Source organism: Limosilactobacillus portuensis (assembly GCF_028607025.1).
GTDB lineage: Bacteria > Bacillota > Bacilli > Lactobacillales > Lactobacillaceae > Limosilactobacillus > Limosilactobacillus portuensis.
The window spans coordinates 289,278-315,520 of record NZ_CP117296.1; the positions used below are offsets into that span (position 1 = coordinate 289,278).

General features: G+C 40.8%; 21 protein-coding genes, 5 tRNA genes and 1 riboswitch. Of the genes, 24 read left to right on the forward strand and 2 right to left on the reverse strand.

Annotated features, from left to right (window positions below):
* Positions 1 to 2: 2 nt before the first annotated feature.
* Positions 3 to 743 carry an amino acid ABC transporter ATP-binding protein gene (locus tag PRK60_RS01265; protein WP_273646169.1) on the reverse strand — a complete coding sequence of 247 codons (741 nt, stop codon included), beginning with the start codon at positions 741 to 743 and terminating at the stop codon, positions 3 to 5.
* Positions 744 to 1,015: 272 nt separating this feature from the next.
* Here PRK60_RS01265 and PRK60_RS01270 point away from each other — a divergent pair, with 272 nt between their 5' ends.
* The 5 genes from PRK60_RS01270 (at position 1,016) to PRK60_RS01290 (ending at position 4,591) form a co-directional block, all read left to right on the forward strand.
* Positions 1,016 to 1,492, forward strand: a complete 477-nt coding sequence (locus tag PRK60_RS01270) for a universal stress protein (protein ID WP_102168168.1) — start codon at positions 1,016 to 1,018, stop codon at positions 1,490 to 1,492.
* 196 nt (positions 1,493 to 1,688) lie between these two features.
* Complete coding sequence (locus tag PRK60_RS01275) at positions 1,689 to 2,372, forward strand: VIT1/CCC1 transporter family protein (RefSeq protein WP_102168167.1); 684 nt, start codon at positions 1,689 to 1,691, stop codon at positions 2,370 to 2,372.
* A 14-nt stretch (positions 2,373 to 2,386) separates the two neighbouring features.
* Positions 2,387 to 3,076: a VIT1/CCC1 transporter family protein gene (locus tag PRK60_RS01280; protein ID WP_102168166.1), complete on the forward strand. Its 690-nt coding sequence runs from the start codon at positions 2,387 to 2,389 to the stop codon at positions 3,074 to 3,076.
* An 85-nt stretch (positions 3,077 to 3,161) separates the two neighbouring features.
* Entirely contained in the window at positions 3,162 to 3,695 is a 534-nt protein-coding gene (locus PRK60_RS01285; RefSeq protein WP_102169382.1) for a helix-turn-helix domain-containing protein, read from the forward strand.
* A gap of 8 nt (positions 3,696 to 3,703) precedes the next feature.
* A complete protein-coding gene (locus PRK60_RS01290; RefSeq protein WP_260846181.1) occupies positions 3,704 to 4,591 on the forward strand; it encodes an IS3 family transposase in 888 nt (295 codons plus the stop codon).
* A gap of 67 nt (positions 4,592 to 4,658) precedes the next feature.
* Here PRK60_RS01290 and PRK60_RS01295 read toward each other — a convergent pair whose 3' ends face one another.
* On the reverse strand, positions 4,659 to 5,561 hold the full coding sequence (locus tag PRK60_RS01295; protein ID WP_273646170.1) for a cation diffusion facilitator family transporter: 903 nt from the start codon (positions 5,559 to 5,561) through the stop codon (positions 4,659 to 4,661).
* 183 nt (positions 5,562 to 5,744) lie between these two features.
* Between PRK60_RS01295 and PRK60_RS01300 the strand changes: the two genes are divergently transcribed.
* The 19 genes from PRK60_RS01300 to rpoC all read left to right on the forward strand — a co-directional run bounded on the left by PRK60_RS01300 (position 5,745) and on the right by rpoC (position 26,201).
* Entirely contained in the window at positions 5,745 to 6,410 is a 666-nt protein-coding gene (locus PRK60_RS01300; RefSeq protein ID WP_102168806.1) for a metal-dependent transcriptional regulator, read from the forward strand.
* Between the two features lie 119 nt (positions 6,411 to 6,529).
* Positions 6,530 to 7,285, forward strand: a complete 756-nt coding sequence (locus tag PRK60_RS01305) for a threonine/serine exporter family protein (RefSeq protein ID WP_102168805.1) — start codon at positions 6,530 to 6,532, stop codon at positions 7,283 to 7,285.
* A 9-nt stretch (positions 7,286 to 7,294) separates the two neighbouring features.
* On the forward strand, positions 7,295 to 7,768 hold the full coding sequence (locus PRK60_RS01310; protein WP_102168804.1) for a threonine/serine exporter family protein: 474 nt from the start codon (positions 7,295 to 7,297) through the stop codon (positions 7,766 to 7,768).
* A 50-nt stretch (positions 7,769 to 7,818) separates the two neighbouring features.
* Positions 7,819 to 8,493: a phosphatase PAP2 family protein gene (locus PRK60_RS01315; RefSeq protein WP_102168803.1), complete on the forward strand. Its 675-nt coding sequence runs from the start codon at positions 7,819 to 7,821 to the stop codon at positions 8,491 to 8,493.
* Between the two features lie 71 nt (positions 8,494 to 8,564).
* Positions 8,565 to 9,038: a GNAT family N-acetyltransferase gene (locus tag PRK60_RS01320; protein ID WP_178696360.1), complete on the forward strand. Its 474-nt coding sequence runs from the start codon at positions 8,565 to 8,567 to the stop codon at positions 9,036 to 9,038.
* Between the two features lie 48 nt (positions 9,039 to 9,086).
* Positions 9,087 to 9,260, forward strand: a riboswitch (Lysine riboswitch).
* 99 nt (positions 9,261 to 9,359) lie between these two features.
* Positions 9,360 to 10,838, forward strand: a complete 1,479-nt coding sequence (locus PRK60_RS01325) for an amino acid permease (protein WP_148444435.1) — start codon at positions 9,360 to 9,362, stop codon at positions 10,836 to 10,838.
* A gap of 159 nt (positions 10,839 to 10,997) precedes the next feature.
* Positions 10,998 to 11,639 (forward strand): deoxynucleoside kinase, encoded by a 642-nt coding sequence (locus tag PRK60_RS01330; RefSeq protein ID WP_102168800.1) that lies wholly within the window; start codon positions 10,998 to 11,000, stop codon positions 11,637 to 11,639.
* Between the two features lie 64 nt (positions 11,640 to 11,703).
* A tRNA-Val gene (locus PRK60_RS01335) sits at positions 11,704 to 11,776 on the forward strand.
* Between the two features lie 3 nt (positions 11,777 to 11,779).
* Positions 11,780 to 11,862 (forward strand) — tRNA-Leu (locus tag PRK60_RS01340).
* An 84-nt stretch (positions 11,863 to 11,946) separates the two neighbouring features.
* Positions 11,947 to 12,018, forward strand: a tRNA-Gly gene (locus tag PRK60_RS01345).
* A 6-nt stretch (positions 12,019 to 12,024) separates the two neighbouring features.
* A tRNA-Arg gene (locus PRK60_RS01350) sits at positions 12,025 to 12,098 on the forward strand.
* Between the two features lie 49 nt (positions 12,099 to 12,147).
* Positions 12,148 to 12,221, forward strand: a tRNA-Pro gene (locus PRK60_RS01355).
* A gap of 197 nt (positions 12,222 to 12,418) precedes the next feature.
* Complete coding sequence (locus PRK60_RS01360) at positions 12,419 to 13,384, forward strand: serine hydrolase domain-containing protein (protein ID WP_273646171.1); 966 nt, start codon at positions 12,419 to 12,421, stop codon at positions 13,382 to 13,384.
* Positions 13,385 to 13,583: 199 nt separating this feature from the next.
* Positions 13,584 to 14,606: an alcohol dehydrogenase AdhP gene (adhP, locus tag PRK60_RS01365; protein ID WP_273646172.1), complete on the forward strand. Its 1,023-nt coding sequence runs from the start codon at positions 13,584 to 13,586 to the stop codon at positions 14,604 to 14,606.
* A 277-nt stretch (positions 14,607 to 14,883) separates the two neighbouring features.
* The gene (locus tag PRK60_RS01370; RefSeq protein WP_102168797.1) at positions 14,884 to 15,351 is read left to right on the forward strand and encodes a CtsR family transcriptional regulator; all 468 of its coding nucleotides are present in this window, start codon (positions 14,884 to 14,886) and stop codon (positions 15,349 to 15,351) included.
* 14 nt (positions 15,352 to 15,365) lie between these two features.
* Complete coding sequence (locus tag PRK60_RS01375; RefSeq protein WP_273646173.1) at positions 15,366 to 17,843, forward strand: ATP-dependent Clp protease ATP-binding subunit; 2,478 nt, start codon at positions 15,366 to 15,368, stop codon at positions 17,841 to 17,843.
* A 234-nt stretch (positions 17,844 to 18,077) separates the two neighbouring features.
* On the forward strand, positions 18,078 to 18,671 hold the full coding sequence (locus tag PRK60_RS01380) for a TetR/AcrR family transcriptional regulator (RefSeq protein ID WP_102168795.1): 594 nt from the start codon (positions 18,078 to 18,080) through the stop codon (positions 18,669 to 18,671).
* A gap of 224 nt (positions 18,672 to 18,895) precedes the next feature.
* Positions 18,896 to 22,516: a DNA-directed RNA polymerase subunit beta gene (gene rpoB, locus PRK60_RS01385; protein WP_273646174.1), complete on the forward strand. Its 3,621-nt coding sequence runs from the start codon at positions 18,896 to 18,898 to the stop codon at positions 22,514 to 22,516.
* A 49-nt stretch (positions 22,517 to 22,565) separates the two neighbouring features.
* Positions 22,566 to 26,201 (forward strand): DNA-directed RNA polymerase subunit beta', encoded by a 3,636-nt coding sequence (gene rpoC / locus PRK60_RS01390; protein ID WP_273646175.1) that lies wholly within the window; start codon positions 22,566 to 22,568, stop codon positions 26,199 to 26,201.
* The last annotated feature ends 42 nt before the right edge of the window (positions 26,202 to 26,243 follow it).

Here is a 26,243-nt window from a genome sequence, read left to right on the forward strand (position 1 = left end):
CCTTAGTGTCCACTAATTTTACTCATAAAGTCGCGGGCCCGTTGAGTAGTTGGCTGGTCACCGAAGAATTTCTCAGTGGAGTCGTCTTCGATGATTCGGCCGTCAGCCATAAAGATAACCCGGTCGGCAACATCACGAGCAAATCCCATTTCGTGGGTAACCACCAGCATGGTCATGTTGGAATTTTCCGCAATATCTTTCATTACATTAAGAACATCATCAATCATTTCCGGATCCAGTGCACTCGTGGGTTCGTCAAATAAGAGACACTTTGGTTTCATTGCTAGGCTGCGAGCAATTGCAATCCGTTGCTTTTGACCACCTGATAGTTGGGCAGGCATATTATCAGCCTTATCAGCAAGGCCAACTTTTTCAAGTAGCTGCATTGCCAATTCACGATTTTCTTTTTCTGGTCGCTTAAGAACAACCCGTGGTGCAAGCATTATGTTTTCTAAAACATTCTTATTATTATAGAGATTAAAATGTTGGAAGACCATTCCAACATCTTTGCGAATCAGGTTAACGTTGGTTTTCTTATCAGCCAAATCAAACCCATTAACGATTAGCTGACCGTCACGAATCGGATCCAATCCGTTAATTGTCCGGATTAAACTACTTTTTCCTGAGCCAGATGGACCGATTAAGACGACCGTTTCACCGGCATTGATTGTTAAGTTAATGTCCTTTAACGCGTGGAATTTACCATAGTATTTTTGGACATCATGAAATTCTATCATTGACATGGTACTTTACTCTCCCCCTAAATTGACGGTGTCAATAGTAGTCATAAAGACTAAAACAATTAAATTATAGAACTTGTTGGATCGACAGGCAAGAAAGCCCAGATGAATATAAAAATTTAAAAATAATTATCATTTAATATAAAAGAATTTTATTTTAGGCTTGCCAAAATAAATATTTACAAATATTTGATAAGTAGTAACATAGTAGGTGAAACTTACTGCGATCGAGATAATCTATTGATCGTCAGGACCACAGAGAGGGGAATAGTTTAATGTTTGAAATTAAGCCAAAGAAGTTCAAGAAGATCCTTGTCGGTGTTGATGATGCACCTGATGCCCGGGCAGCTTTTTCATATGCGGTTGATAAAGCAAAGCGTGATGGCTCTGAATTAGGAATTGTTTCTATTCTAGAAACTGATAATGTTAATGTTTACCAAATCCTTGACAAGGACTATGTTCATAGTTCTGCTGATGAATTACGGAAACGGGTTAATGAGTACGTTAAGGCTGCTGTTGACTATGGAGTTGACCCAAGTAAGATTACGGGAATTGTTGATCAGGGTGATCGACCAGCAGAACGGATTTGTAACCACGTTATTCCAGCATTTCAACCAGACTTATTAGTTGTTGGTTCAATTGGTAAATGGGGTAACCGGAAAGCAGTTGGTTCACAGGCTTCTTACATGACTAGACATGCTGGAACCTCAGTGTTTGTTATTCGGACTACTGCAGTCGAAAGATATGAATAGTTATTTCTGATTAGCAATTATTTAAAATCTTAACTAATCAAAGATAAAGGGACTATGGCAATTTGTCGTAGTCCCTTTATCCTTTGAATAGCAATTAATAATCTTTCTAAACTATTGCTATTGATACGAAACTATTAGTTGATCTAGTTCTGAAGAATGTTATAATGATTCTAATTTAAAAAGAGGAGTTTTCAGAATGGCAAGAAAAAAGATGTCGCTGGCACAAAAAGTTAACATTTTACGTGCCAGTGTAATGGGGGCCAATGATGGCATTATTTCAATTGCCGGAATTGTTATCGGGGTTGCTGCTGCAACGAACAATGCCTATTCTATTTTAATTTCTGGACTATCAGGGACGTTAGCCGGAATGATCTCAATGTGTATGGGTGAATATGTATCGGTATCTACCCAGAAGGATTCGCAAAAAATGGCATTGATTAGCGAGCGTCAACGATTAGATGATCAATACCAAGAAGAATTTAATTATGTTCAGCAAAAGTATGAAGATCAGGATATTGATCCTAAACTTGCTAAGCAGGCTACCAAGGAATTGATGGATAAGGATGCCTTGTCAACTGTTGTTCAAGAACGGTACGGGTTTAATCCTAAAGAATTTACCAGTCCATACGCGGCTGCTATTGCATCATTTATCTCTTTTCCAACCGGATCTGTCTTACCAATGCTAGCAGTTACGCTTGCACCAGCGGAAAGCAGAATTCTCGCGACCGCAATCGCTGTTTTAATTGCCCTCTTAATAACGGGATACTGCGCTGCGATCTTGAGTAATTCTAACCGGTTAAAGTCGAGTATTCGAAATGCCATTGCTGGACTGCTAACTATGGGTGTTACCTATATTATTGGTCAGTTGCTGGCACACTAAAGGAGGGGTGATTGATGGAAAAGGTAAAACAACAAAAGAAGCAAACGATGGAAGAGAAGCTGAACACCCTTCGTGCTGGAGTATTAGGTTCGAATGATGGTATTTTAACCGTTGTTGGTGTTTTGGTTTCCGTTGCTGCTGCGACATCTGACCGGTTTACGATCTTTATTGCGGGCCTATCTGATTTGCTTGCATGTGCTTTTTCAATGGCTTCTGGAGAGTATGCTTCAGTTTCAACACAGAAGGATACGGAAGAGTCAGCTGTAAGTAAAGAGCAACATCTCTTAAAAACTGATTTTGAAAGTGAAGTTGCTGCTGTTAAGGATTATTACGTTAGTAAGGGGGTTACCCCAGAAACTTCACTTGCAATTGCAAAGGATCTTCTCAGTAAGAAGCCTTTAGAGACCGTTGTTCGGGTTAAGTATGATATTGAGTTGGGACACTACTTAAACCCTTGGGATGCTGCTTTCTCCTCTCTCTTTTCAGCAGCTGCCGGTGGAATTTTTCCTCTTTGTGCAATGACTTTCGCTCCTGCCGCTTATAAGTGGTATGCGGTTATTTTGGCAGTAGTTTTAACTAGTGCGTTAACTGGGTATATTAGCTCAAAGCTTGGGAACGGACTAGTAAAAATTGCAGTTATTCGAAATATTATTATTGCGTTGATTACTGTTGCTATTCACTACGGTGTTGGTAAGCTGTTCTAAATTAAGTAATGAAAAGGCCCGGAAAATCAAATGAAGTGCCTCATAATTGTTAGACAAAAGTTCTAACGATTGTGAGGCACTTTTTATGACTAAATACAAACCTGACTTTAAAGCTAAAATTGTCCACGAATATCTGACTACTCCACAAAGTTCTCGAGCCTTGGGGCGCAAATACAGTATCAGTAGCCGACTGATCAGGAAATGGATTCAAAGATATCGCTTAAGTGGGATAGACGCCTTGAAACGGCGTCGTCATCCACGAACCCTTACCGCAGATTTTAAGTTGAGTGTGATAGACTACTACCAAACTCATGAGGAATCGATGGTTAAAGTAGCGGCTCGATTTGACGTGCAAGCGTGCCAAATTTCACTTTGGCGGTCACAGTTCAAGCGAGATGGTATTGAAGCCTTGAAACCTCACCCGAAAGGTAGGCCGTCAAAGGTGAAACATACTAAGAAACGACTTCGTCGTCTTACTAATAAGACTGAAGTGGAACGTTTAAAAGAAGAACTTGCCAAGAAAAGCCAAGAACTCTATGACACAAAATTGGAACGTGACATCTTAAAAAAATCGTTGGCCCTGTTCGGACCCTCCAAGGCAAAGAGAAAACGCAAATAGTTGATCAGATCAGGGCAGATCAAGCATCGCTACCGAAGAAATATCGCTATAAGATTGGTGACATTCTCCATAAAATCAACCTTCCTAAGGCTACTTACCATGATGAGCGCAAGCGCATCGCTAACCATCATGATAAATATGCGAGTGTTAAGCAAGTGATTCTTAGCGTGGCTAAAGAAGGGCAAGTCCGCGGACGATGGACCTACGGTTATCGTCGCGTGAACCAAAAACTGCGGGCAATGGGCATTCATTTGGCGGACATGACGGTGAACAAGTTGATGGCGAAATTAGATGTTCAAGTGGCACTGTATAATCGCCACCGTAGTGGTAAATACTCATCTTATGAAGGTAATGTGGGCACAGTTGCGGATAATCTACTAAAACAACAATTTCAGGCCACCATTCCTTATCAAGTCCTCCACACAGATGTTTCTCAAGTTCGCTTAGCTAATCACAGTTGGGCTTATATTTCCTCAATTATCGATGAAGCCAGTAAGGAAGTTTTAGCCTTCCAATTGAGTCAACATCCTGATCGACAGTTGATTACCGCTACTCTCAACGAGCTATGTACAAAGCTGCCTGATAATGCTCAACCAATTATTCATTCTGATCAGGGGTGGCACTATCAACTGGGGTACTATACCCAAAAGTTAGCTGATAATCACTTTATTCAAAGTATGTCCCGTAAGGGAAATTGTCATGATAACGCACCAATGGAGAGTTTCTTTCACCTGTTTAAGACAGAGTTATTAGATGGTTTCCCACCATGTAAAGACTTAGCTGAATTAAAATCACTCTCAGCTCAATACATTCATTACTTTAATTACCAACGTATCTCCTTAAAAACAAAAGGTATGACTCCGGTTGAATACCGAAATCATACCTTGGTAGCTTAAATAATCAATTTTGTCTAACTTTTTTGTTGCACTTCACTTCACAAATTTTCCCAGGCCTTTTCATTACTTATTTAATTAAATGTTCTTCATCAACCACTGTATCGAAAAGGTCTTCATCTTTTCCCCGGTGGTATTCTGCTTGAATGGTGACGTGGCAAATACCATATTTTTCGCGAAGAATTTTATCAACCTGACTATAAATTTTATCAACATCGCTCAGCTTCATATCGTGACAATTTAAATGAGCGGAAAAAATGATTCGCTTTTCATCAATCATCCATGCGTGAACATGGTGAACTGCGGTAACACCATCAATCTTAACCAAATCTTGTTCAATCCCATTGTAGTCAAGCTTTGGTGCTGATTCCATGAGAATGGTAACGGTTTGTTTAATTACAGGCCAAGCTTCACAAGCAATGTAGATTGCCACCGCAATTGTCAAAACCGGATCAAGCCAAGGGATGTTAACAAATGTTAGAATCACACCGCCAATAATTACGGCAAATGATGATAAGGCATCGCTTAAAACGTGAAGGTAAGTTGCTTTCACGTTTAAGTTATTATGACTTCCAGAATGAAGCAGGACTGCTGAAAGTAAGTTAGCTACTAAACCAACAACGGCAACGGTTAACATTACCTCACCGTTAATATGTGTGGGTTGCTGGATCCGTTTAACGGCTTCGATAATTAAGAAAGCCGAGACGATTATCAAGAAAGCGGCATTGACCATTGCTGCAAGAATTTCAGCGCGACGGTACCCATATGTTCGTTTGCTTGTTTCTGGTTTGTTAGCAATTGACTGGGCAACATAGCCGAGAACAATTGAAAATGAGTCTCCTAAGTTATGGAAGGCATCGGACAGTAAGGCGAGACTCCCTGAAATCAGTCCCCCAATAATTTCAACAACAGTAATCAGAACGTTTAATACGGTTACTGCTAAAAAGCGTTTTCCCGTGATTTGTTCATCCATCGTAAACTCCTCATTTCTTTGATATATCCTCCCTAAGTTTAGCATATTAAATTACTAACTAACAAAAAAATTAGGTTATCCGAAGAAGATGTTTATTGATTATGCTATAATCAAATGTGTTATGATAAATTAATCAGAAGACCGTTCGTAGGCCGATAAACAAAGTAGAGGAGGATGTAGCCCTTGACACCGATGAAAGAAGATTATCTTAAGATTATCTTTGAGCTAGGTGGTAGTCACAAAAAGGTTTCAAATAAGGATATTTCGTTAGGCCTAGGTATAGCGGCAGGTTCTGTAACAGAAATGGTTTCAAAATTATCTGATGAAGGACTAGTGGTTCATGAACCCTATGCTGGTATTTCACTTACCGAGAAGGGACAGAAGTATGCAGCAGAGCTTGTCCGTAAACACCGCTTGTGGGAAACCTTTCTTGTTGATAAGCTTCACTATAATTTTGCGGATGTTCACTCAGAAGCTGAAGTCTTAGAACACCAAACAAGTGACCGTTTAGCAACAGCATTAGATAACTTTTTACAACACCCGCAGGCATGTCCTCATGGTGGGGTTATTCCATCAGCGAGTGGACAGTTTCCTGATGTTTCACACCGCCTGCTGGCTGATGCAAGTGATGGTGAGACAGTTCAGCTTGAGCGGTTCTTAGATAATCATGAATTATTAACATACCTGGAAGAGTTAAAGCTCCGGCCAAATGATACCATTAAGGTAATTCGCCACGAGCCGTTTGAAGGGCCATTAGTTATTGAAAAAGATGGTGAAGACACTCCGCTAAATGTTTCGTATAAGGCATCGCACAACATCTTTATTAAGGCCGGGAATTCAGACAAATAATGACATAAAGGGCCGAGAACTACCTCGGTCTTTTTTGCTACTTTAGTGCTAGAAAGATGGCACACCAGCATCTTACAGAGATGAAACATGAACTAGGAACATCGGGAGGAAAAATATTAATGCTAACAGAAGAACGACGAATCCTTGCGTTACGGACCTGTGTTCTAGCGGGGAGATTGCTTGTTGAGAATGGTTCAAATATGGAACGGGTCAACGATACCCTAGATCGAATGGCAAAAAATGCTGGTTTGAGAAAATTTCAAGCTTTCACAACGTTAACCGGGATTGTTGCGAGTAGTGATGATCTCCCTAATTCGCAGGTTGCTGACATTCGACGCCGAAAAAACGATCTTAGTAAAGTTGCGGCAGTGAATGAAGTTTCTCGTGAATTAGCAAGCGGGCTAATTGAATTACCCGAGGCTCACGCTCAATTAAAGTCAATTGAACGGCAGATGACTGAATGGTGGCAAAACCCATTAGAGGCTTTTGCAGCGGCAGTTTTAAGTGCTGCCTTGATGATTGTTTTTACTGGGGATGTTGTTGACTGGTGGGCGGCATTTATCATTGGCGGCTTAGGCTATGCTGTGTTTTCGTTTGTTGTCCGTAAATTTAAGATTCAGTATCTTGGTGAATTTTGTGCGTCATTGGTGATTGGTGGTTTGGCAATCTTAACCGTTAAACTTGGGTGGACCCAAAATGCCAATTCAATCATTATTGGCGGTGTAATGCCACTAGTACCAGGAATTCCTCTAACCAACGCTGCTCGCGACCTTGTTTCTGGTAATCTCATTAGTGGCCCAACTCGTGGAATTGAAGCAATATTAACTGCGGTAGCGATTGGTAGTGCAATTGTAATCATCATGCGTTTTAGTTAGGAGAAGCGAATGAACTGGGAAAACTTATTCATACAATTTGTTCTTTCATATATATCTACCGTCTGCTTCGGTATTTTATTGCATATCCCGTTACGGGCGTATAATACGGCTGGAATTATTGGTGGCGGTGTCTGGGTTATCTATTGGATAATGTATTACCATCAGCATACTGGCTTGGCAATTAGTAACCTTATTGCTGCCGTGTTAATTTCCCTCTTTAGTATGGTTGCCGCTCGTCATCTGAAAATGCCGATGATTGTATTTAATGTTCCGGCTTTAGTCCCGTTTGTTCCAGGGGGACAGGCCTATAAACTTGTCCGTAATTTTGCAATTGGTGACTATCAATTAGCAACAATATATCTTTATCAAGTTATTGTAATTGCCGGGGCGATTACTCTTGGCTTTGGGCTTGGCGAACTGTTAATTCGAGCGGTAAAATACTTGCATATCACTTTAGCAAAAACTTCAAAATCAAAAAGCTAGGGGTATGGTATACTCTAAATTAATGTTTAATTGATGATAGGAGAAAGATAATGTTAATTGTTCCAGATAATCAACGGTGGAAACGATTTACAATTAGTGGGATCGTTTTTATTATTTTGATGCTAATGATTAAGTTCAATTCAACGATCGGAACCACAATGGATGCGGTTTTTCAATCGTTATTTACTAGTCAACGCCTTGAAAATATTGGCTGGTTCCATGCCCTGATGACCTTAATTTCCTTTTTAGCAAGCCCGAAGCTTGACTTGCTATGGGTTCTAATTATTGCAATTGTCCTATGGCTGAGAAATTACCGCATTCCTGCAGTATGGGCAATTTGTACAATTATTGGTGGGGATGTCGTAGGAACGCTGGTTAAGCATTTTGTAAAACGGGCACGGCCAGCGCAACATTTAGCAGCTGATGATGGTTATAGTTTTCCAAGTGGCCACACTCTTGGATTGTTTCTGGTTGCCGGGATTCTTTTTCTTGTGGTAATCCCAATAATTCAAAAGGCAGCTGTCCGGACAATCTGTCAGTTATTATTAATTTTTGCAATTTTCTTCTTGGCGGTTTCACGGGTATACTTATATGCTCACTGGCCTGTAGATACGATTGCAGCAATGGTTTTGGCATATGCTTGGCTCCAAGTTGCTGAATGGTTATACGTTGCCTGGGCACCTAAACTACAAGAGCTAAAAATCTTTAGTAACTCAATTTATTAATAGGGAAACGCAAAGGATCATTTTTGATTTGTTTGCGTTTTTTATTTCCCGGGAAATGGATGGCTTATTTAATGGAAATTAAAACGAAACGTCTTAGTATTGAGAGAGTTCGCCAACAAAATATTACCGAATTAACACCGCTACTAAAATACCAATCATTATTTCAGCAGGCAGGGTTAGTTACAGTTGGAAAAGTTGATCTAGTTACTTTAAGAATGCTTGCCCAAACGGAATGCCTACTGCAAATAAGGGAAAGGAGCAGGCAAAGGTTACTCGGCTTGATAATCCTTCTTCATTCTTACGATAAAACGGGGTTTACTCTTACTGGACAATATGAAGTTGGCTACCTGCTTCTTCCGCAGGAACAGCATCAAGGATACATGACAGAAGGGTTAAATGCCGTTTGTAATCGGTTAAGTCATTCCCAGATTACGGTGATTGCAGAGGTAAAGGGTAATAATTCTTCATCAATTGGTGTTTTAAAACGGTGTAATTTTATTCGTACTACTACAACTCCAGGGATGATCGAACTCTGGAAGCGGTAAGACACACGATGATGTCTTGCGTTATTAAATGATGAGAGTATAATATTATCGAAATGAAGAGGTTGCATTCTTTATCAGTATTAACTATTAGGAAAATAAGTTCCGGAGTGGTTTTGAAAGGAAAGAATGCCGAAATATTGCCTAGCTTATTCTGGGTGGTATTGGGTCATGATTGAAGAAGTCATGGACTGTCGCGATAAATCGCGGGGCGCTTCGCTGAACGATTCAATGATAAATTTTGGGTCTTCTAATGAGGTTGCCTTGTTGGAAGACTCTTTTTTATTGAATAAGTCGCTCAGATATTTACGGGAGGAATTTAAGATGACAGAAGACACGGGTAATGGTCAGGGACAGATAAAAAGGACGCTTAAAACACGTCACCTGGCGATGATTGCTCTTGGCGGAACGATTGGTACTGGTCTATTTATCACCAGTGGTTCGGCAATTTCAACTGCTGGACCAGGTGGGGCTTTAGTGGCATACGGAATCATGGGGATTATGGTCTACTTCTTAATGACTAGTCTTGGTGAAATGTCAACGTATATGCCACTTACTGGTTCGTTTTCTGCATTTTCATCAAAGTTTGTTGATCCTGCATTGGGATTTGCAATGGGATGGAATTATTGGTTTAACTGGGCGATTACAATTCCGGTTGACGTAACCAGTGCAGGAATTGTAATGAATTTCTGGTTACCGCATGTTCCTAGCTGGGTATTTAGTACGATCGTCTTAGTTTTAGTTTTCCTTATCAACTATTTATCAGTTCGCTCGTACGGTGAAACAGAGTATTGGTTAGCTTTAATTAAGGTAATTACCGTGATCGTTTTCTTAATTGTCGGAGTTGCAATCATTCTGGGAATTATGGGCGGTCAACCTGTTGGCTTTAGTAATTTTCACTACAAGAAAGCACCATTTGTTGGTGGAATTCCAGCAATTATTAGTGTATTTCTGGTTGCTGGTTTCTCTTTCCAGGGGACAGAATTAGTTGGGATTACTGCTGGGGAGGCTGCTACTCCTGAAAAGTCAATTTCAAAGGCAATTCATTCAACTTTCTGGCGAATTCTTCTTTTCTATATCTTTGCCATTTTTGTAATTGCATGTATCCTACCATATACAGATAAGAACTTGTTAAATTCGGATGTTACTAATATTACAATGAGTCCATTTACAATTATTTTTAAGCGGGCTGGCTTAGCAGTAGCTGCCAGTATCATGAATGCGGTTATCTTAACTGCGGTTGTTTCTGCTGCTAACTCTGGTTTATATGCTTCAACCCGGATGCTTTACTCACAGGCTCGCGAAGGTTATGCATGGCGATTCTTTGGCTATGTTAACCGTCGTGGGATACCGATTTATGCGCTAATTGGAACGATGGTTGTTTCAACACTAGCATTTGCAACTCAGTTTATTGTTCCTCAAGCTTACCTTTACTTAACAGATGCTTCTGGACTTTGTGGCTTTATTGCCTGGTTAGGAATTGCCATTTCGCATTACCGGTTCCGGAAAGCTTATACTGCTCAAGGTCATTCTGTAAGTGAACTTAAATATCACGCAACTCTGTATCCTTTTGGGCCAATTTTTGCGTTCGTTCTTTGTACAATTGTTATTTGTGGACAGAATGTTGAGGCCTTTGCAAAGCTTGACTGGTCAAATATTTTGATTACATACATGAGTGTGCCGTTATTCTTAATTTTGTTCTTCTACTACAAGATTCGCTATAAGACTCATATTATTCCGTTGAAAAAGGTAGATCTTTCCCGGCAGACTAAAGGGGAAAAGTATGATCCAGAGCAAAATTAATTAAAATTAGAAGAGGATCCTTATACCGAGGAAATTTAGGTATAGGGATCCTCTTTAAAGTTAGGAAAAAGACTTCCGATTCAGTATCTTCTTTTTTTTACTGTTCAATGGTAGAATGGTAAAGTTGTTTTTTATAAATTAAAGGGGGAGAAGCATTTAATGATTGCACTCGCAGGGACAATTGGTGCCGGGAAGACAAGCTTAACTGGATTGCTGGCCGATCATTTGAATAGCCAAGCATTTTATGAATCTGTTGATGATAATAAGATTTTGCCACTTTTTTATAAGGACCCGAAAAAGTACGGTTTTTTACTGCAGATTTACTTTTTAAATCGACGATTAGATGAGATTAAAGATTCTTTTGAAAATGATCTAAATGTCCTTGACCGTTCGATCTTTGAAGATGCATTGTTGTTTAAACTTAATGCTGATATGGGCCGGGCAACTGAAACAGAATCAGCTATCTACTCATCATTACTGCACAACATGATGGAAGAATTACCTGAACAGCCTCATCAAAAAGCTCCTAATCTGCTAATTACGATTCAAGTTTCATTCGAAACAATGCTGGAGCGGATAAAAAAACGTGGTCGGTCATACGAGCAACTTGCCAATGATCCCTCCCTTTATAGTTACTATAAGAACCTTAATGAACGCTATCGTGACTGGTATCAACAATATAATGCCAGTCCTAAGATGCTAATTGATGGGGATAAGTATGACTTTGTTGAGGATCAAGCAGCAGCACGCCAAGTATTGAAAATGATTGATCAAAAATTAATTGAACTTGGTTTAAAATAATTATTGACACTAAATTTAAATAATGATATATTAATAAAGTTCCATTATGAATATATCATTTTTCGGAGGATTAGCTCAGTTGGGAGAGCATCTGCCTTACAAGCAGGAGGTCACAGGTTCGAGCCCTGTATCCTCCATATGCGGATGTGGCGGAATTGGCAGACGCGCAAGATTTAGGATCTTGTATCTTTTAGATGTAAGGGTTCAAGTCCCTTCATCCGCATTTGGAATAAAAACTTTATTTCAAAATCATATTGACATCGGTCTGTGACACGTGGTATATTAATTATCGTTGCAGAACAGTTATGCGGAAGTAGTTCAGTGGTAGAACATCACCTTGCCATGGTGGAGGTCGCGGGTTCGAATCCCGTCTTCCGCTCTTTATGCACCCATAGCGCAATTGGATAGAGTGTCTGACTACGAATCAGAAGGTTGAAGGTTCGACTCCTTCTGGGTGCACTACTTAAAAGCGTGGCACACTACTTAGTGTTGTCACGCTTTTTCTTTTCGGAACTTAGCTCAGCTTGGTAGAGCGCTACGTTCGGGACGCAGAGGTCGCAAGTTCAAATCTTGTAGTTCCGATTATCATAATTATAAGGAGCAGGGAAAACTAATTTGTTAGTTCTGTCCTGCTTTTTTAGTAGTAATGATTTGATGAAAGACATTTTGCTTGTAGATTACAATTTAATTTTTGGGAACGGCTTATGACAAGGAAATTATTCTACTTATTATTAATACCGGTAATTATTTTAGGAGTGCTTCTCTGGAGTCCACAGAAAATGGTGAACGCCAGCCAAGTTGATGGGAAAACCAAGGTAGAATTACAAACTTACCTTCAAGATCACCATATCAATGGCATTATTCTAGTCAACGGGAAACGGGATCAACCGGTAGTTCTAAGGAATAAACTTACAACTAACCCAGCACAAGTTGTTGCTCCTAATGCTCTATTTCCAATTGGCTCGCTACAAAAATTGATAACAGGGGTTGCAGTATACCAGCTCGTTCAGAAGGGGAAGCTAAAGTGGGAGATGCCACTAAGTAAATATTATCCCCAAATTCAAGGAAGCGACCAAATAACATTACAACAGTTAATGGCTCATACAAGTGGTTTGCAAAATGATGGTGCGTTGCCGAAGAAAACTTTAAATAATGAAAAAAGTCAGGAACGTTTTTTCCTTCACCATTTTAAGAATACAGCTAGTCACGATTGGAATTATCAGGATATTGATTTTGAAATGTTAGGTGCTATTATTCGTCAGCGAACACATGATGACTACTATCACTTTATAAAAAAGACAGTTTTAAGGTCGCTGAATCATCAGCAGCTAAAAATGGTGTACCAGGTAAAACCGCGTCAAGTATTGCAGACTATGCAACCGGGTGTGACTTGGCGGATACTATCACAAACTGCTTCGTCAGAAATTGGTGCCGGTGATCTACTGCTCTCACCATTAAATTATTGGAAATTTATTTACCATGACGTAATCAGTAACCCAAAGCTTATTAAGAGCTTTGCTAACCAACCAAAGAGCCAGCGTGAAGCTTATTTTGGTGGTGTTTATTTTCAAGGAACGGTTATTCGGGCTAATGGTAGCGAGCCGGGGTATAATTGTTGTTTTTTTGCGGATTATAAAACTAAACGAACATTGATGCTGTTTACCAATAACATTGATTATCAAACCCTTCGCCAAACTGCTGAAGAACTTTATGAAATTTACAATGGTGAACAAATTCAGCCATAGTGTACGAAATTTATTTGCTAAAATACTCACAATTGGTATTGATTAAGTGATGCTAGTTTCAGCATACTGATAGGAAACTAACAGAATATTGGTCTATTAGTTTCCTGTTTATTTATTCACAAAAGCGCTTTAAAAAACGAATTGGATTTGTTATTATATTTTGTGTAAAAGATAACAAGTTCAAAGGAGATTTTAGATTATGAAAGCTGCTGTTATTAACGATCCAGTAGATGGTTACGTTACTGTTAAGGATGTTCAACTTCGGGATCTTAAACCAGGTGAAGCTCTAGTTGACATGGAATACTGTGGTCTTTGTCACACCGACTTGCACGTTGTTGCTGGTGATTTTGGTAAGAAGCCAGGACGGATTATTGGTCACGAAGGTGTTGGTCGTGTATCTAAAGTTGCTCCTGGTGTTACTTCCTTAAAGGTTGGGGATCGAGTATCAATTGCTTGGTTCTTCAAGGGTTGTGGACACTGTGAATACTGCCTTACTGGTCGTGAAACACTTTGCCGGAACGTTTTGAATGCTGGTTACACTGCTGATGGTGCAATGGCACAACAATGTATCGTTCCTGCTGATTATGCTGTTAAGGTTCCAGAAGGTCTTGATCCAGTTGAAGCTACTTCATTAACTTGTGCCGGTGTTACTATGTACAAGGCATTGAAGGTTGCTGACATCAAGCCAGGTCAATGGGTATCTATTGTTGGTGCTGGTGGTCTTGGTAACTTGGGTATTCAATTTGCTCATAATGTTTTCGGTGCTCACGTTATTGCCGTTGATGGTAACCCTGAAAAGCTTGAAGCTGCTAAGGAAAACGGTGCTGAAATTGTTATTAACCGTCACGATGGCGATGTTGATAAGCAAATCCAAGAAAAGGTTGGCGGTGTCCACGCTGCTGTTGTAACTGCTGTTTCAGCTTCAGCATTTGACCAAGCAGTTGACTCACTTCGTCCAGATGGTAAGTTAGTTGCCGTTGCTCTTCCACAAGGTGACATGAAGCTTAACATTGCTAAGACTGTTCTTGACGGAATTATCGTTGCTGGTTCATTAGTTGGTACTCGTCAAGATTTGGCTGAATGTTTCCAATTTGGTGCTGAAGGCAAGGTTCACCCAATTGTTAAGACTCGGAAGTTAAGTGAAATCAATGACATGATCCAAGAATTGAAGGATAACAAGGTTGTTGGTCGGAACGTTGTTGACTTCAGCTTAGAAGATTAATCTATAAAATATCCCCTTTTTGAAATTTAGCGAGAGCAAGGTATTTAGGTCTTGCAAACGTAAATAAGCTCCTAGAGTAAGGTAAAACCAAACTCTAGGAGCTTTATTTATCTACCATGTGCTACTTGATTTTATCTCGGTAATGAAAAGCATGTCATAGTCTTTTCCTTAAATTATTTGCTAGTACTTACTCTTTATTGAGATAGTTTTCTGGTTCCTGATTTAATATTGTGGTAAAATTTGGTCAAGATTAGTCAGGAAATTTGGAGGTGATGGAATGGAAGAGAAAAGTATTTCTGACATTATTGAGGAGTATTTGAAACAAATCCTTGGTGAGTCATCTCAAATTGAAATTCGTCGTTCGGAAATTGCCAATCATTTTGATGTTGTTCCGTCACAAATTAATTATGTAATTAAAACCCGATTTACTATTCAGCATGGATACTTAGTGCAAAGTAAACGTGGTGGTGGCGGCTATATTCGAATTGAGCGCGTTAATTTACTTGATAATGTTGATGTGTTAAACTCACTAATCCAAGCAATTGGGGATTCAATTAGTGAGCGTGATGCTTACGATATTGTTCGAACGCTTTATGATGAAAAAGTACTGACAAGGCGAGAGGGGGACTTAATGCTAGTTGCCTTGTCAAAGCAAACCCTAAATGTGAATGATTGTAATGTTGAAGCTCAGTTAAGAGCAAGAATTTTAATTTCAATGCTTAATCGTTTACGGTATGAGAGCTAGGAGGAAAGCAGTTAATGGATAATATGTTTACACCAAGTGCCAAACACGTCTTGGCACTCGCCCATGAACAAGCAAAGTACTTTAAGCACCAAGCCGTTGGTACTGAACACTTATTACTCGCGTTGGCAATTGAAAGGGAGGGGATTGCTAGCAAAATTTTTGAGCAATTCTCCATTACTAGTGATGATATTCAGGAAGAAATCGAGCGGATGATTGGCTATGGGACAATGGATGACATGGGGCCAGCCGATTACCTTCCATATTCTCCCAAGGCGCGTCAAGTATTAGCGCTAGCGGGACAAGAAGCGCAACAGTTAAACGCCTTAAAGATTGGTACTGAGCATTTACTGCTTGCGTTGATTTCAGATGAGGGAATCCTCTCTTCCAGGATTCTGCTGAGTTTAGATGTATTACCGCGACAAATTCGTAAAGTAACCTTACGTCGTCTTGGTGTATCAGACATTCAAGCACGGCAGCGGTTAGGAAGACAGCCGGGACAACGGGCACGAAGATCGGAGACGCCAACTCTTGATAAGCTTGCACGTGATATGACTCAAATGGCAAGGGATGGCAAACTTGATCCCGTAATTGGTCGCGACAATGAATTACGACGGGTTGAGCAGATCTTAAGTCGCCGAACAAAGAATAATCCAGTGTTAATTGGTGAACCTGGTGTCGGAAAGACGGCAATTGCTGAGGAACTGGCTCGCCGAATGGCTAGTAATGAGGTTCCTGAAGACTTAGCACAAAAACGACTGATGATGCTTGATATGGGATCGTTGGTCGCTGGAACTAAGTATCGTGGAGAGTTTGAGGACCGGTTGAAGAAGGTTATTGATGAGATTCAAAAAGATGGTCATGTGATCCTCTTCATTGATGAATTACATACCCTAATTGGTGCTGGTGGTGCTGAAGGGGCGATCGATGCTTCAAATATTTTAAAGCCTGCGCTTGCTCGCGGTGATTTGCAGACGATTGGGGCCACGACTCTTGATGAATACCAAAAGTATATTGAATCTGATGCTGCACTAGAACGGCGGTTCGCGACTGTTCAGGTTGAAGAACCGACTGAAAATGTTGCTTTGCAGATCCTGAATGGCTTGCGGCCAAAGTATGAGGAACACCACCATGTTAAAATTGATGATGATGCATTAAAACAGGCTGTTAAGTTATCAAGTCGGTATATCACGGACCGTTATTTGCCGGATAAGGCGATTGATTTAATTGATGAAGCCTCCTCAATGGTACGGATTGATGCCGAAGAAAAAGGAAATCATCAACCATCATTGACCACAAAGCTAGCACAACTCCGGCAACAAAAAGAAGCTGCAATTGAGAATCAGGATTTTGATCAAGCAGCTAATCTCCGACAAGAAGAGCTAACATTGAAGGCTAAAGTTGACGAGCAACAGAAAAAGGCTGAGCAACAATCTACACGACAAAAGCTCCACACAACAGGGGAAGATGTTGCAAAAATTGTTGCTGAATGGACCGGTGTTCCGTTGACCCAGCTTAAGAAGAGCGAGAGTGAACGATTGGTTAACCTCGAAAAGGTTCTTCATAATCGTGTTATTGGTCAAAATGAGGCTGTATCAGTTGTTGCAAAGGCAATTCGCCGAGCAAGAAGCGGGTTGAAAGATCCGCAACGGCCGATTGGTTCATTTATGTTCCTTGGACCAACAGGGGTAGGAAAAACGGAATTAGCTAAAGCGTTGGCGGCAGCAATGTTTGGTTCTGAAGACAACATGATTCGAATTGATATGTCTGAATACATGGAAAAGTATAGTACTAGTCGTTTAATTGGTGTTGCTCCGGGCTATGTTGGTTATGACGAAGGTGGTCAATTGACCGAAAAGGTTCGTCAACACCCATATTCGGTTGTTCTATTAGATGAAGCAGAAAAGGCGCATCCCGATGTTTTTAATTTACTTCTTCAGGTTCTTGACGATGGTTATTTGACTGATGCTAAGGGACGAAAAGTTGACTTTCGTAATACCATTATTATTATGACCTCTAATTTAGGTGCAACACAGCTTCAGGATGAGAAAGAGGTCGGATTTGGTGCACGTGATGTTAGTCAGGACTACCAGGCGATGGCATCTGCAATTCGCCAACAATTAAAATTGCATTTCCGTCCAGAATTTCTGAACCGGATTGATGAAACGGTAATTTTCCACTCCTTGCAAAAGGACGAACTTCACCAAATTGTTAAATTAATGGTTGCCCAATTAAGAGCACGAGTTGCTGAACAAGGGATTAATCTAAAAGTTACACCTGCAGCGATTGATGTTGTTGCAACTGAGGGTTACGATCCGGCATATGGTGCTCGGCCATTACGACGGGCACTGCAGGATTTGATTGAGGATCCGCTAAGTACTGCGTTATTAAGTGGCAATGTTAAAACTGGTGATAACGTTGTTGTTGGTGCGCACCAAGGTAAGATTACCTTGAAAGTAAAAAATGATCACCATGAGCGAATGGTGAAAAATTAAAACTAAAAATGTGCTTTAACGATTGGTTTTCCAAACGTTGAAGCCTTTTTGTTTACGGAAAATTATTAAACATTTCTGTTATCATCTGTTCAATTGAAATTAATAAGAATAAAAATATTATTTTATCTATATCTGATTGGGAAGGAGATAATTTTGCTTAAAAGCTTGTCAAATCAGAGTTTTGGTGGCATTATATATTTATAATGTGATTAATATGTTAGGAGATAGTAAAGTATGAAGAGAGCTGAACAGCTTGAAAAAACACGACAGTCAATTATGAGAACAGCAACTAAGCTCTTCTTACAAAAAGGCTTCGGTGAAACTTCTACTCGTGATATCGCTAAGCAAGTTGGGATTACTCAACCGGCCCTTTACCATCACTTTAGCGATAAGGAAGTCCTCTATCTAGACGTGATGACTAATTTGAGTAGTAAGGTTCGTAAGGATATTAATAAGGTAATGCGAAAACATAAGCTAACACCTAACGAACAATTGTGGCAAATTGCGGTTGCGCTGAAGAAACATCACCCAGTAAGTATCTACGATCAATACCACCAAGCAGTTAGTTTGCTTTCAAAGAGTTCCCAACAAAAATTGAACATGATTCTCGCAATGAATTATCTTCAACCGATTGCTGAGTACTTTAAGCAACCTGAAGTTGAATTGCGCCCTGATATTTTGCCACAAGAGGCTGCTGAATTATTCTTAGCAGGTATCTCGCCAATTTTTGGTACTTACCAACCAATTGGTGGGCATAACATTAGTGACGATCAGCGTGATCAATTAATTTTAGACTGCATTATTAGTGGACTTTCAAAAACAAAATAATTAGTTGAGTAACTCTATTGACATTTAATAAATTATCTTATATACTATAAAAGTATGTAATTGTGAGTTCTCATATGAGTCTGATGATCTATTGTCCATTAGGCTCAGTAAATAAAACCAAAGGCAGTTTTTAACTGTTTTTGGATTTTTTTTGCTCAAAATTATGATTTTAGTTCATTTGTAACCAAATTGTAACATTTGAACTCACTGAATAAATTAGAGAGGTGAACAGTTTGGCCGGACATTTAGTTAAATACGGTAAGCACCGTACCCGTCGTAGCTACTCCCGAATCAAAGAAGTTCTCGAGTTGCCAAACCTGATTGAAATCCAAACGGACTCATATAACTGGTTCATGGATAAAGGTTTACGGGAAATGTTTGATGATATTTTGCCAATTGATGATTTCCAAGGGAAGTTATCATTGGAATTCGTAGACTATCAACTTTTGGAACCTAAGTATACTGTTGATGAAGCACGTGAACATGATGCAAATTACTCTGCACCGCTTCACGTTACTTTACGTCTTACTAACCATGAGACTGGGGAAATTAAGTCTCAAGATGTTTTCTTTGGTGAATTCCCATTAATGACAGATCAAGGGACCTTCATTATTAATGGTGCTGAACGGGTTATTGTTTCTCAATTGGTTCGGTCACCAGGTGTTTACTATAGTGAAGAAGCCGGCAAGAACGGCCGGCCAAGTTATGGTGCTACCTTTATTCCTAACCGTGGTGCCTGGCTTGAATACGAAACTGATGCTAAGAACATTTCTTACGTTCGGATTGACCGGACTCGTAAGTTGCCAATGACTGAATTAATCCGGGCACTTGGTTTTGGTTCAGATGATGAAATCATTGATATGTTTGGTGGCAACAGTGAGACCCTATCCTTGACTTTGGATAAGGATGTTCACAAGAATGCTGAAGACTCTCGGGTCGAAGAAGCACTCAAAGATATCTACGAACGCCTTCGTCCAGGTGAACCTAAGACTGCCGACTCAGCTCGGAACTTGTTAACTGCACGGTTCTTTGATCCTAAGCGTTATGACATGGCTCCAGTTGGTCGATACAAGACTAACAAGAAGCTGATGTTGAAGTACCGTCTTCTTGGTGAAACCTTAGCTGAAACCCTTGCTGATCCAGACACTGGTGAAGTTCTTGCTCAAAAGGGCGATAAGGTTACTAAAGAAGTATTGAAGAAGTTGGAACCATACTTAGATCGTGATGACTTTAAGATGATTACCTACACTCCTTCTGATGAAGCCGTGGTTACTGAACCAGTAAAGCTTCAAAAAGTTTTGGTTTACTCTCACGAAGATCCAGAACGAGTTGTTCCAATTATCGGTAATGGTCACATTCCATTGGAATACAAGCATATTGAACCAGCTGATATTCTTGCTTCATTGAACTACTTCTTTAACTTGCAAGAAGGTATCGGGACAACCGATGATATTGACCACTTAGGTAATCGGCGGATTCGTTCAGTTGGTGAATTATTACAAAACCAATTCCGAATTGGCTTAGCACGGATGGAACGGGTTGTTCGGGAACGGATGTCAATTCAGGATCCTGATACTGTTACTCCACAACAATTGATTAATATTCGACCAGTTGTTGCTTCAATTCGTGAATTCTTTGGTTCTTCACAATTGTCACAATTCATGGATCAGACCAACCCACTTGGCGAATTGACTCATAAACGGCGTCTTTCCGCCCTTGGTCCTGGTGGGTTGACTCGTGATCGGGCCGGATATGAAGTTCGTGATGTGCATTATACCCACTATGGTCGGATGTGCCCAATCGAAACTCCTGAAGGTCCTAACATTGGTTTGATTAACAGCCTTTCATCATATGCTCGTGTTAATAAGTATGGATTTATCGAAACTCCATACCGTCGTGTGTCATGGAAGACTCATAAAGTTACTGATAAGATCGACTACTTAACTGCCGACGAAGAAGATAACTACATCATTGCTCAGGCTAACACGCCTTTGAATGATGATGGTTCATTTGCTCAAGATCAAGTTATGTGTCGTGATAAGGATGATTACATTGAAACGAGCGTTGAGAACGTCGACTACATGGACGTTTCTCCAAAACAAGTTGTCTCCGTTGCTTCCGCATGTATTCCATTCCTTGAAAACGATGACTCTAACCGTGCCTTGATGGGGGCCAACATGCAACGGCAAGCTGTTCCGTTGTTAAACCCTCATGCACCATTAGTAAGTACTGGAATTGACTATAAAGCAGCCCATGACTCTGGGGTGGCCATGATTGCTAAGAAGTCAGGGACAGTTGAATATGTTGATGCTCGAGAAGTTCGTGTTCGTGAGGAAGATGGCACTCTTGATACTTACAAATTAATGAAGTTCCGTCGTTCTAACGGTGGTAAGAACTACAACCAACGACCAATTGTTAAAGTTGGCGAACATGTCGATGCCGATGATGTCCTTGCTGATGGACCATCAATGGAACAAGGTGAATTAGCCTTAGGTCAAAACCCATTGATTGCCTTCATGACTTGGCAAGGTTATAACTTCGAAGATGCCATCGCAATTAGCGAACGGTTAGTTAAGGATGACGTTTATACATCAATCCATATTGAGTCATACGAATCAGAAGCTCGGGAAACTAAGCTTGGACCTGAAGAAATGACCCGTGAAATTCCTAATGTTGGTGACGACGCACTTAAGGATCTGGACGAAAATGGGATTGTTCGGATTGGTGCTGAAGTGCACGACGGCGATATTTTAGTAGGTAAGGTTACTCCTAAGGGAATGACAGAATTATCTGCTGAAGAACGGCTGCTTCACGCTATCTTTGGTGAAAAATCACGTGAAGTTCGTGATACTTCTCTCCGTGTTCCTCACGGTGGTGGCGGTATTATCCAAGACGTTAAGGTCTTTACCCGTGAAAATGGGGATGAACTTTCACCAGGTGTTAATACCATGGTTCGGGTTTACATTGCCCAAAAGCGGAAGATTCAAGTCGGTGATAAAATGTCAGGTCGTCACGGTAACAAGGGTACTGTTTCTATTGTTGTACCTGAAGAAGATATGCCGTATATGCCAGACGGTACACCAATCGACATTATGTTGAGTCCAATGGGTGTGTCAAGTCGTATGAATATCGGACAGTTGCTTGAATTGCACTTAGGGATGGCCGCAAAGCGTCTTGGAATTCACATGGCAACACCAGTATTCGATGGTGCTACCGATAAAGATGTTTGGGATGCTGTTAAGGAATCTGGATTCCCTGAAGACGGTAAGACAATTCTTTATGACGGTCGAACAGGTGAACCATTTGAAAACCGGATTGCCGTTGGTTCAATGCATTACCTTAAGTTGGCCCACATGGTTGACGATAAGATTCACGCTCGTTCTACTGGTCCATACTCACTTGTTACTCAACAGCCATTGGGTGGTAAAGCCCAGTTTGGTGGTCAGCGGTTTGGTGAAATGGAAGTTTGGGCTCTTGAAGCTTACGGTGCTGCATACACTCTTCAAGAAATCCTTACTTACAAGTCAGATGATACTGTTGGTCGTGTTCGGACTTACGATGCCATTATTAATGGTGAACCAATTCCAAAACCAGGTGTTCCTGAGTCATTCCGGGTTCTGGTTAAGGAATTACAAGTATTAGGCCTTGATATGAAGGTTCTTGATGGCAATCAGAATGAAATTCAATTGAAGAATATGGATGAAGATGATGACGAAGTTGTTAATGTTGATGCTTTAGCTAAGTACGCTGCAAAGCATAACGCTGAAGAAAAGAAGGACGAAGCGTCTGCCGATAATAAATCAGCAGCAACAACTGATGAACAAGACAAGACTAAGCAAGACTAGTTTTACTTAGTGCTGAACGTAAACTACTAAAATAAGGAGGAAAAATCCTTTGATTGATGTCAATAAATTTGAAAGTATGCAGATCGGCCTGGCATCACCAGATAAGATCCGTAGTTGGTCTTACGGGGAAGTAAAGAAGCCCGAAACGATCAATTACCGGACTTTAAAGCCAGAAAAACAAGGTCTGTTTGACGAACGAATCTTTGGCCCAACTAAGGACTATGAATGTGCTTGTGGTAAGTACAAGCGGATTCGCTATAAGGGTCGTGTCTGTGACCGTTGTGGTGTTGAAGTTACTAGTTCAAAGGTTCGTCGTGAACGGATGGGGCACATTGAATTGGCTGCTCCGGTTTCCCATATTTGGTACTTCAAGGGGATTCCAAGTCGGATGGGTCTTGTCTTAGACATGAGTCCACGTTCACTTGAAGAAGTTATTTACTTTGCTTCATACGTTGTTTTGGATCCAGGTGATACCCCACTTGAAAAGAAGCAATTACTTTCTGAAGCAGAATACCGTGATAAAAAGGCTGAATTTGGCGACCGCTTTACTGCTGAAATGGGTGCCGCTGCTATTAAGAAGTTATTAGCAGATGTCGACCTTAATAAGGAAGCTGCCGAATTAAAGGAAGAACTAAAGGAAGCAACTGGTCAAAAGCGGACTCGTGCTATCCGTCGTTTGGATATTTTGGAAGCATTCATCAAGTCTGGCAATAAGCCAGAATGGATGGTTCTTGATGTTATTCCTGTTATGCCACCTGACTTACGACCAATGGTTCAACTTGAAGGTGGTCGGTTTGCTACTTCTGACTTAAACGATTTATACCGGCGGGTTATTAACCGGAATAACCGTTTGAAGCGTCTTTTGAAGTTGCAAGCACCAGGAATCATTGTTCAAAACGAAAAGCGGATGCTCCAAGAAGCTGTTGATGCTTTGATTGATAATGGTCGTCGTGGTCGTCCTGTTTCAGGTCCTGGTAACCGTCCATTGAAGTCTCTTTCTCACCTTCTGAAGGGTAAGCAAGGGCGTTTCCGTCAAAACTTGCTTGGTAAGCGGGTTGATTACTCTGGTCGTTCAGTTATTGATGTTGGTCCATCATTACGAATGAACCAAATGGGGCTTCCTGTTCCAATGGCTCTTGAATTATTCAAGCCATTTATCATGCACGAATTAGTTAAGCGTGGTTTATCTGCTAACGTTAAGGCAGCTAAGCGGAAGATTGATCGTCGTGATGATGATGTCTTTGATGTTCTTGAAGATGTGATCAAGGAACACCCAGTTCTTCTTAACCGGGCCCCTACTTTGCACCGGTTAGGTATTCAGGCTTTTGAACCAATCCTGGTTTCTGGTAAGTCGATGCGCCTTCACCCATTGGTATGTACAGCTTACAATGCCGATTTTGATGGGGACCAGATGGCGATCCACGTACCACTTTCAGACGAAGCACAAGCTGAAGCACGGTTGTTAATGCTTGCCGCTTCCCACATTTTGAGTCCTCGTGACGGTGAACCAATTGTTTCTCCATCCCAGGATATGGTTATCGGTAACTACTACATGACCACTGAAGATAAGGGTCGTGAAGGTGAAGGGATGATCTTCAAGGATACCGATGAAGCTGAAATGGCATACCGGAACAATTATGTTTCACTGCAAACTCGTGTTGGTGTACAAGTTTCAGCATTCCCTGATAAGCCATTTACTGATGAGCAACGTGGCAAGATCATGGTAACTAGTGTAGGTAAGTTATTGTTTAACCGGATTCTTCCTAAAGATTTCAATTACATTAACGAACCTACTGCTGATAACATTACTAAGGGTGTTGATGATCGCTTCTTCCTTGATCCAGGTGAAGATATCAATGAATACCTTGAAAATGCACCGCTAGTTCCACCATTCAAGAAGGGCTTCTTGTCTGACTTGATTGCTGAAGTTTACAAGCAATACAAGGTTACTAAGACTTCTCAATTCCTTGACCGAATTAAGGACCTTGGTTACTACGAATCAACAATTTCTGGTTTGACTACTGCAATGTCAGATATTCATGACTTGCCTGAAAAGCCAGAAATTATCAAGAAAGCTCGGAAGCAAGTTGCCTTAGTTACTAAGCAATTCCGTCGTGGTTTGATTACTGACGATGAACGGTATGATCGAGTTATCGGTATCTGGAATGATGCTAAGGATGAAGTTCAAAACAAGCTGATTGAACACATGGACATCCATAACCCAATCAACATGATGTCTGACTCGGGTGCTCGTGGTAACATTTCTAACTTTACTCAGCTTGCCGGAATGCGTGGATTAATGGCATCTCCAAACGGTAAGATTATGGAATTGCCAGTTCTTTCTAACTTCTATGAAGGTTTGTCAGTGTTGGAAATGTTCATTTCTTCTCACGGTGCTCGTAAGGGAATGACTGATACTGCCTTGAAGACTGCTAACTCAGGTTACTTAACTCGGCGGTTAGTTGATGTTGCTCAGGATGTTGTTGTTCGTGAAAAGGATTGTGGTACTGACCGTGGTCTTGAAGTTACTGCAATTACAAACGGTAACGAAATGATCGAACCGCTTTACGACCGGATCATGGGTCGTTACACTATGAAGTCTGTCTTCGATCCAAAGACTGGCGAAAAGATTGTTGGGAAGAACGTTCTCATCGACGAAGCAATGGCGCAAAAGATTGTTGATGCGGGCGTTAAGAAGGTTACTATTCGTTCTGCATTTACTTGTAACACTGAACACGGTGTTTGTGAACGATGCTATGGCCGAAACGCAGCTACTGGTGACCGGGTTGAAGCTGGTGAAGCAGTAGGTACTGTTGCCGCTCAATCAATCGGTGAACCGGGTACTCAATTGACCTTACGGAACTTCCACACTGGTGGTGTTGCCGGTAACGAAGATATCACTCAAGGTCTCCCTCGTGTTCAAGAAATTGTGGAAGCACGTAATCCTAAGGGTCGTGCAACCATTACTGAGGTTACTGGTGAAGTTGAATCAATCGAAGAAAATCCGGCAGAACGGACCAAGGATGTTACTGTTAAGGGTGAAACTGATACCCGGACATACACCTTGCCAATTACTGCACGGATGCGGGTTGCTGAAGGTGACTTTGTTCACCGTGGAACCGCCCTTAACGAAGGTTCAATTGATCCTAAGGAATTAATTCGTGTTCGTGACGTTCTTTCTACAGAAACTTATCTTCTTGCTGAAGTTCAAAAAGTTTACCGTATGCAGGGGATTGATCTGTTAGATAAGCACGTTGAAATCATGATTCGTCAAATGATGCGGAAGGTTCGTGTCATGGATCCAGGTGACACGGATATGTTGCCAGGACAATTGATGGACATTGGTCAATTCCGTGATGCTAACTACAAGACATTAGTAGCAGGTAATATCCCAGCTACTGCTCGTCCAGTTATCTTAGGAATTACCAAGGCTGCTCTTGAAACTAACAGCTTCTTATCAGCTGCTTCATTCCAGGAAACTACTCGTGTCCTGACAGATGCTGCTATTCGTGGTAAGAATGACCCATTAGTTGGTTTGAAGGAAAATGTTATTATCGGTAAGATTATTCCAGCCGGTACTGGTATGAGTACATACCGGAACATTAAGCCAAAGGAAGTTAATGTTGCTGCATACTCCATCAAGGACTTAGAAGCTAAGATGAAGGAAGAAGACAAACAGAACTAATTTGCTTAATCCATAAAAGGGCTATGACTTGATTGTCATAGC

Bases quoted from the DNA above. Each gene is read 5' to 3' on its own strand.
- PRK60_RS01280 (WP_102168166.1), top strand. From the start codon at position 2,387: ATGGAAAAGGTAAAACAACAAAAGAAGCAAACGATGGAAGAGAAGCTG.
- PRK60_RS01295 (WP_273646170.1), bottom strand. From the start codon at position 5,561: ATGGATGAACAAATCACGGGAAAACGCTTTTTAGCAGTAACCGTATTA.
- PRK60_RS01305 (WP_102168805.1), top strand. From the start codon at position 6,530: ATGCTAACAGAAGAACGACGAATCCTTGCGTTACGGACCTGTGTTCTA.
- PRK60_RS01285 (WP_102169382.1), top strand. From the start codon at position 3,162: ATGACTAAATACAAACCTGACTTTAAAGCTAAAATTGTCCACGAATAT.
- adhP (WP_273646172.1), top strand. From the start codon at position 13,584: ATGAAAGCTGCTGTTATTAACGATCCAGTAGATGGTTACGTTACTGTT.
- PRK60_RS01310 (WP_102168804.1), top strand. From the start codon at position 7,295: ATGAACTGGGAAAACTTATTCATACAATTTGTTCTTTCATATATATCT.
- PRK60_RS01320 (WP_178696360.1), top strand. From the start codon at position 8,565: ATGGAAATTAAAACGAAACGTCTTAGTATTGAGAGAGTTCGCCAACAA.
- PRK60_RS01265 (WP_273646169.1), bottom strand. From the start codon at position 743: ATGTCAATGATAGAATTTCATGATGTCCAAAAATACTATGGTAAATTC.
- PRK60_RS01370 (WP_102168797.1), top strand. From the start codon at position 14,884: ATGGAAGAGAAAAGTATTTCTGACATTATTGAGGAGTATTTGAAACAA.
- PRK60_RS01375 (WP_273646173.1), top strand. From the start codon at position 15,366: ATGGATAATATGTTTACACCAAGTGCCAAACACGTCTTGGCACTCGCC.
- PRK60_RS01360 (WP_273646171.1), top strand. From the start codon at position 12,419: ATGGTGAACGCCAGCCAAGTTGATGGGAAAACCAAGGTAGAATTACAA.
- PRK60_RS01270 (WP_102168168.1), top strand. From the start codon at position 1,016: ATGTTTGAAATTAAGCCAAAGAAGTTCAAGAAGATCCTTGTCGGTGTT.
- PRK60_RS01325 (WP_148444435.1), top strand. From the start codon at position 9,360: ATGACAGAAGACACGGGTAATGGTCAGGGACAGATAAAAAGGACGCTT.
- PRK60_RS01380 (WP_102168795.1), top strand. From the start codon at position 18,078: ATGAAGAGAGCTGAACAGCTTGAAAAAACACGACAGTCAATTATGAGA.
- PRK60_RS01275 (WP_102168167.1), top strand. From the start codon at position 1,689: ATGGCAAGAAAAAAGATGTCGCTGGCACAAAAAGTTAACATTTTACGT.
- PRK60_RS01315 (WP_102168803.1), top strand. From the start codon at position 7,819: ATGTTAATTGTTCCAGATAATCAACGGTGGAAACGATTTACAATTAGT.
- PRK60_RS01330 (WP_102168800.1), top strand. From the start codon at position 10,998: ATGATTGCACTCGCAGGGACAATTGGTGCCGGGAAGACAAGCTTAACT.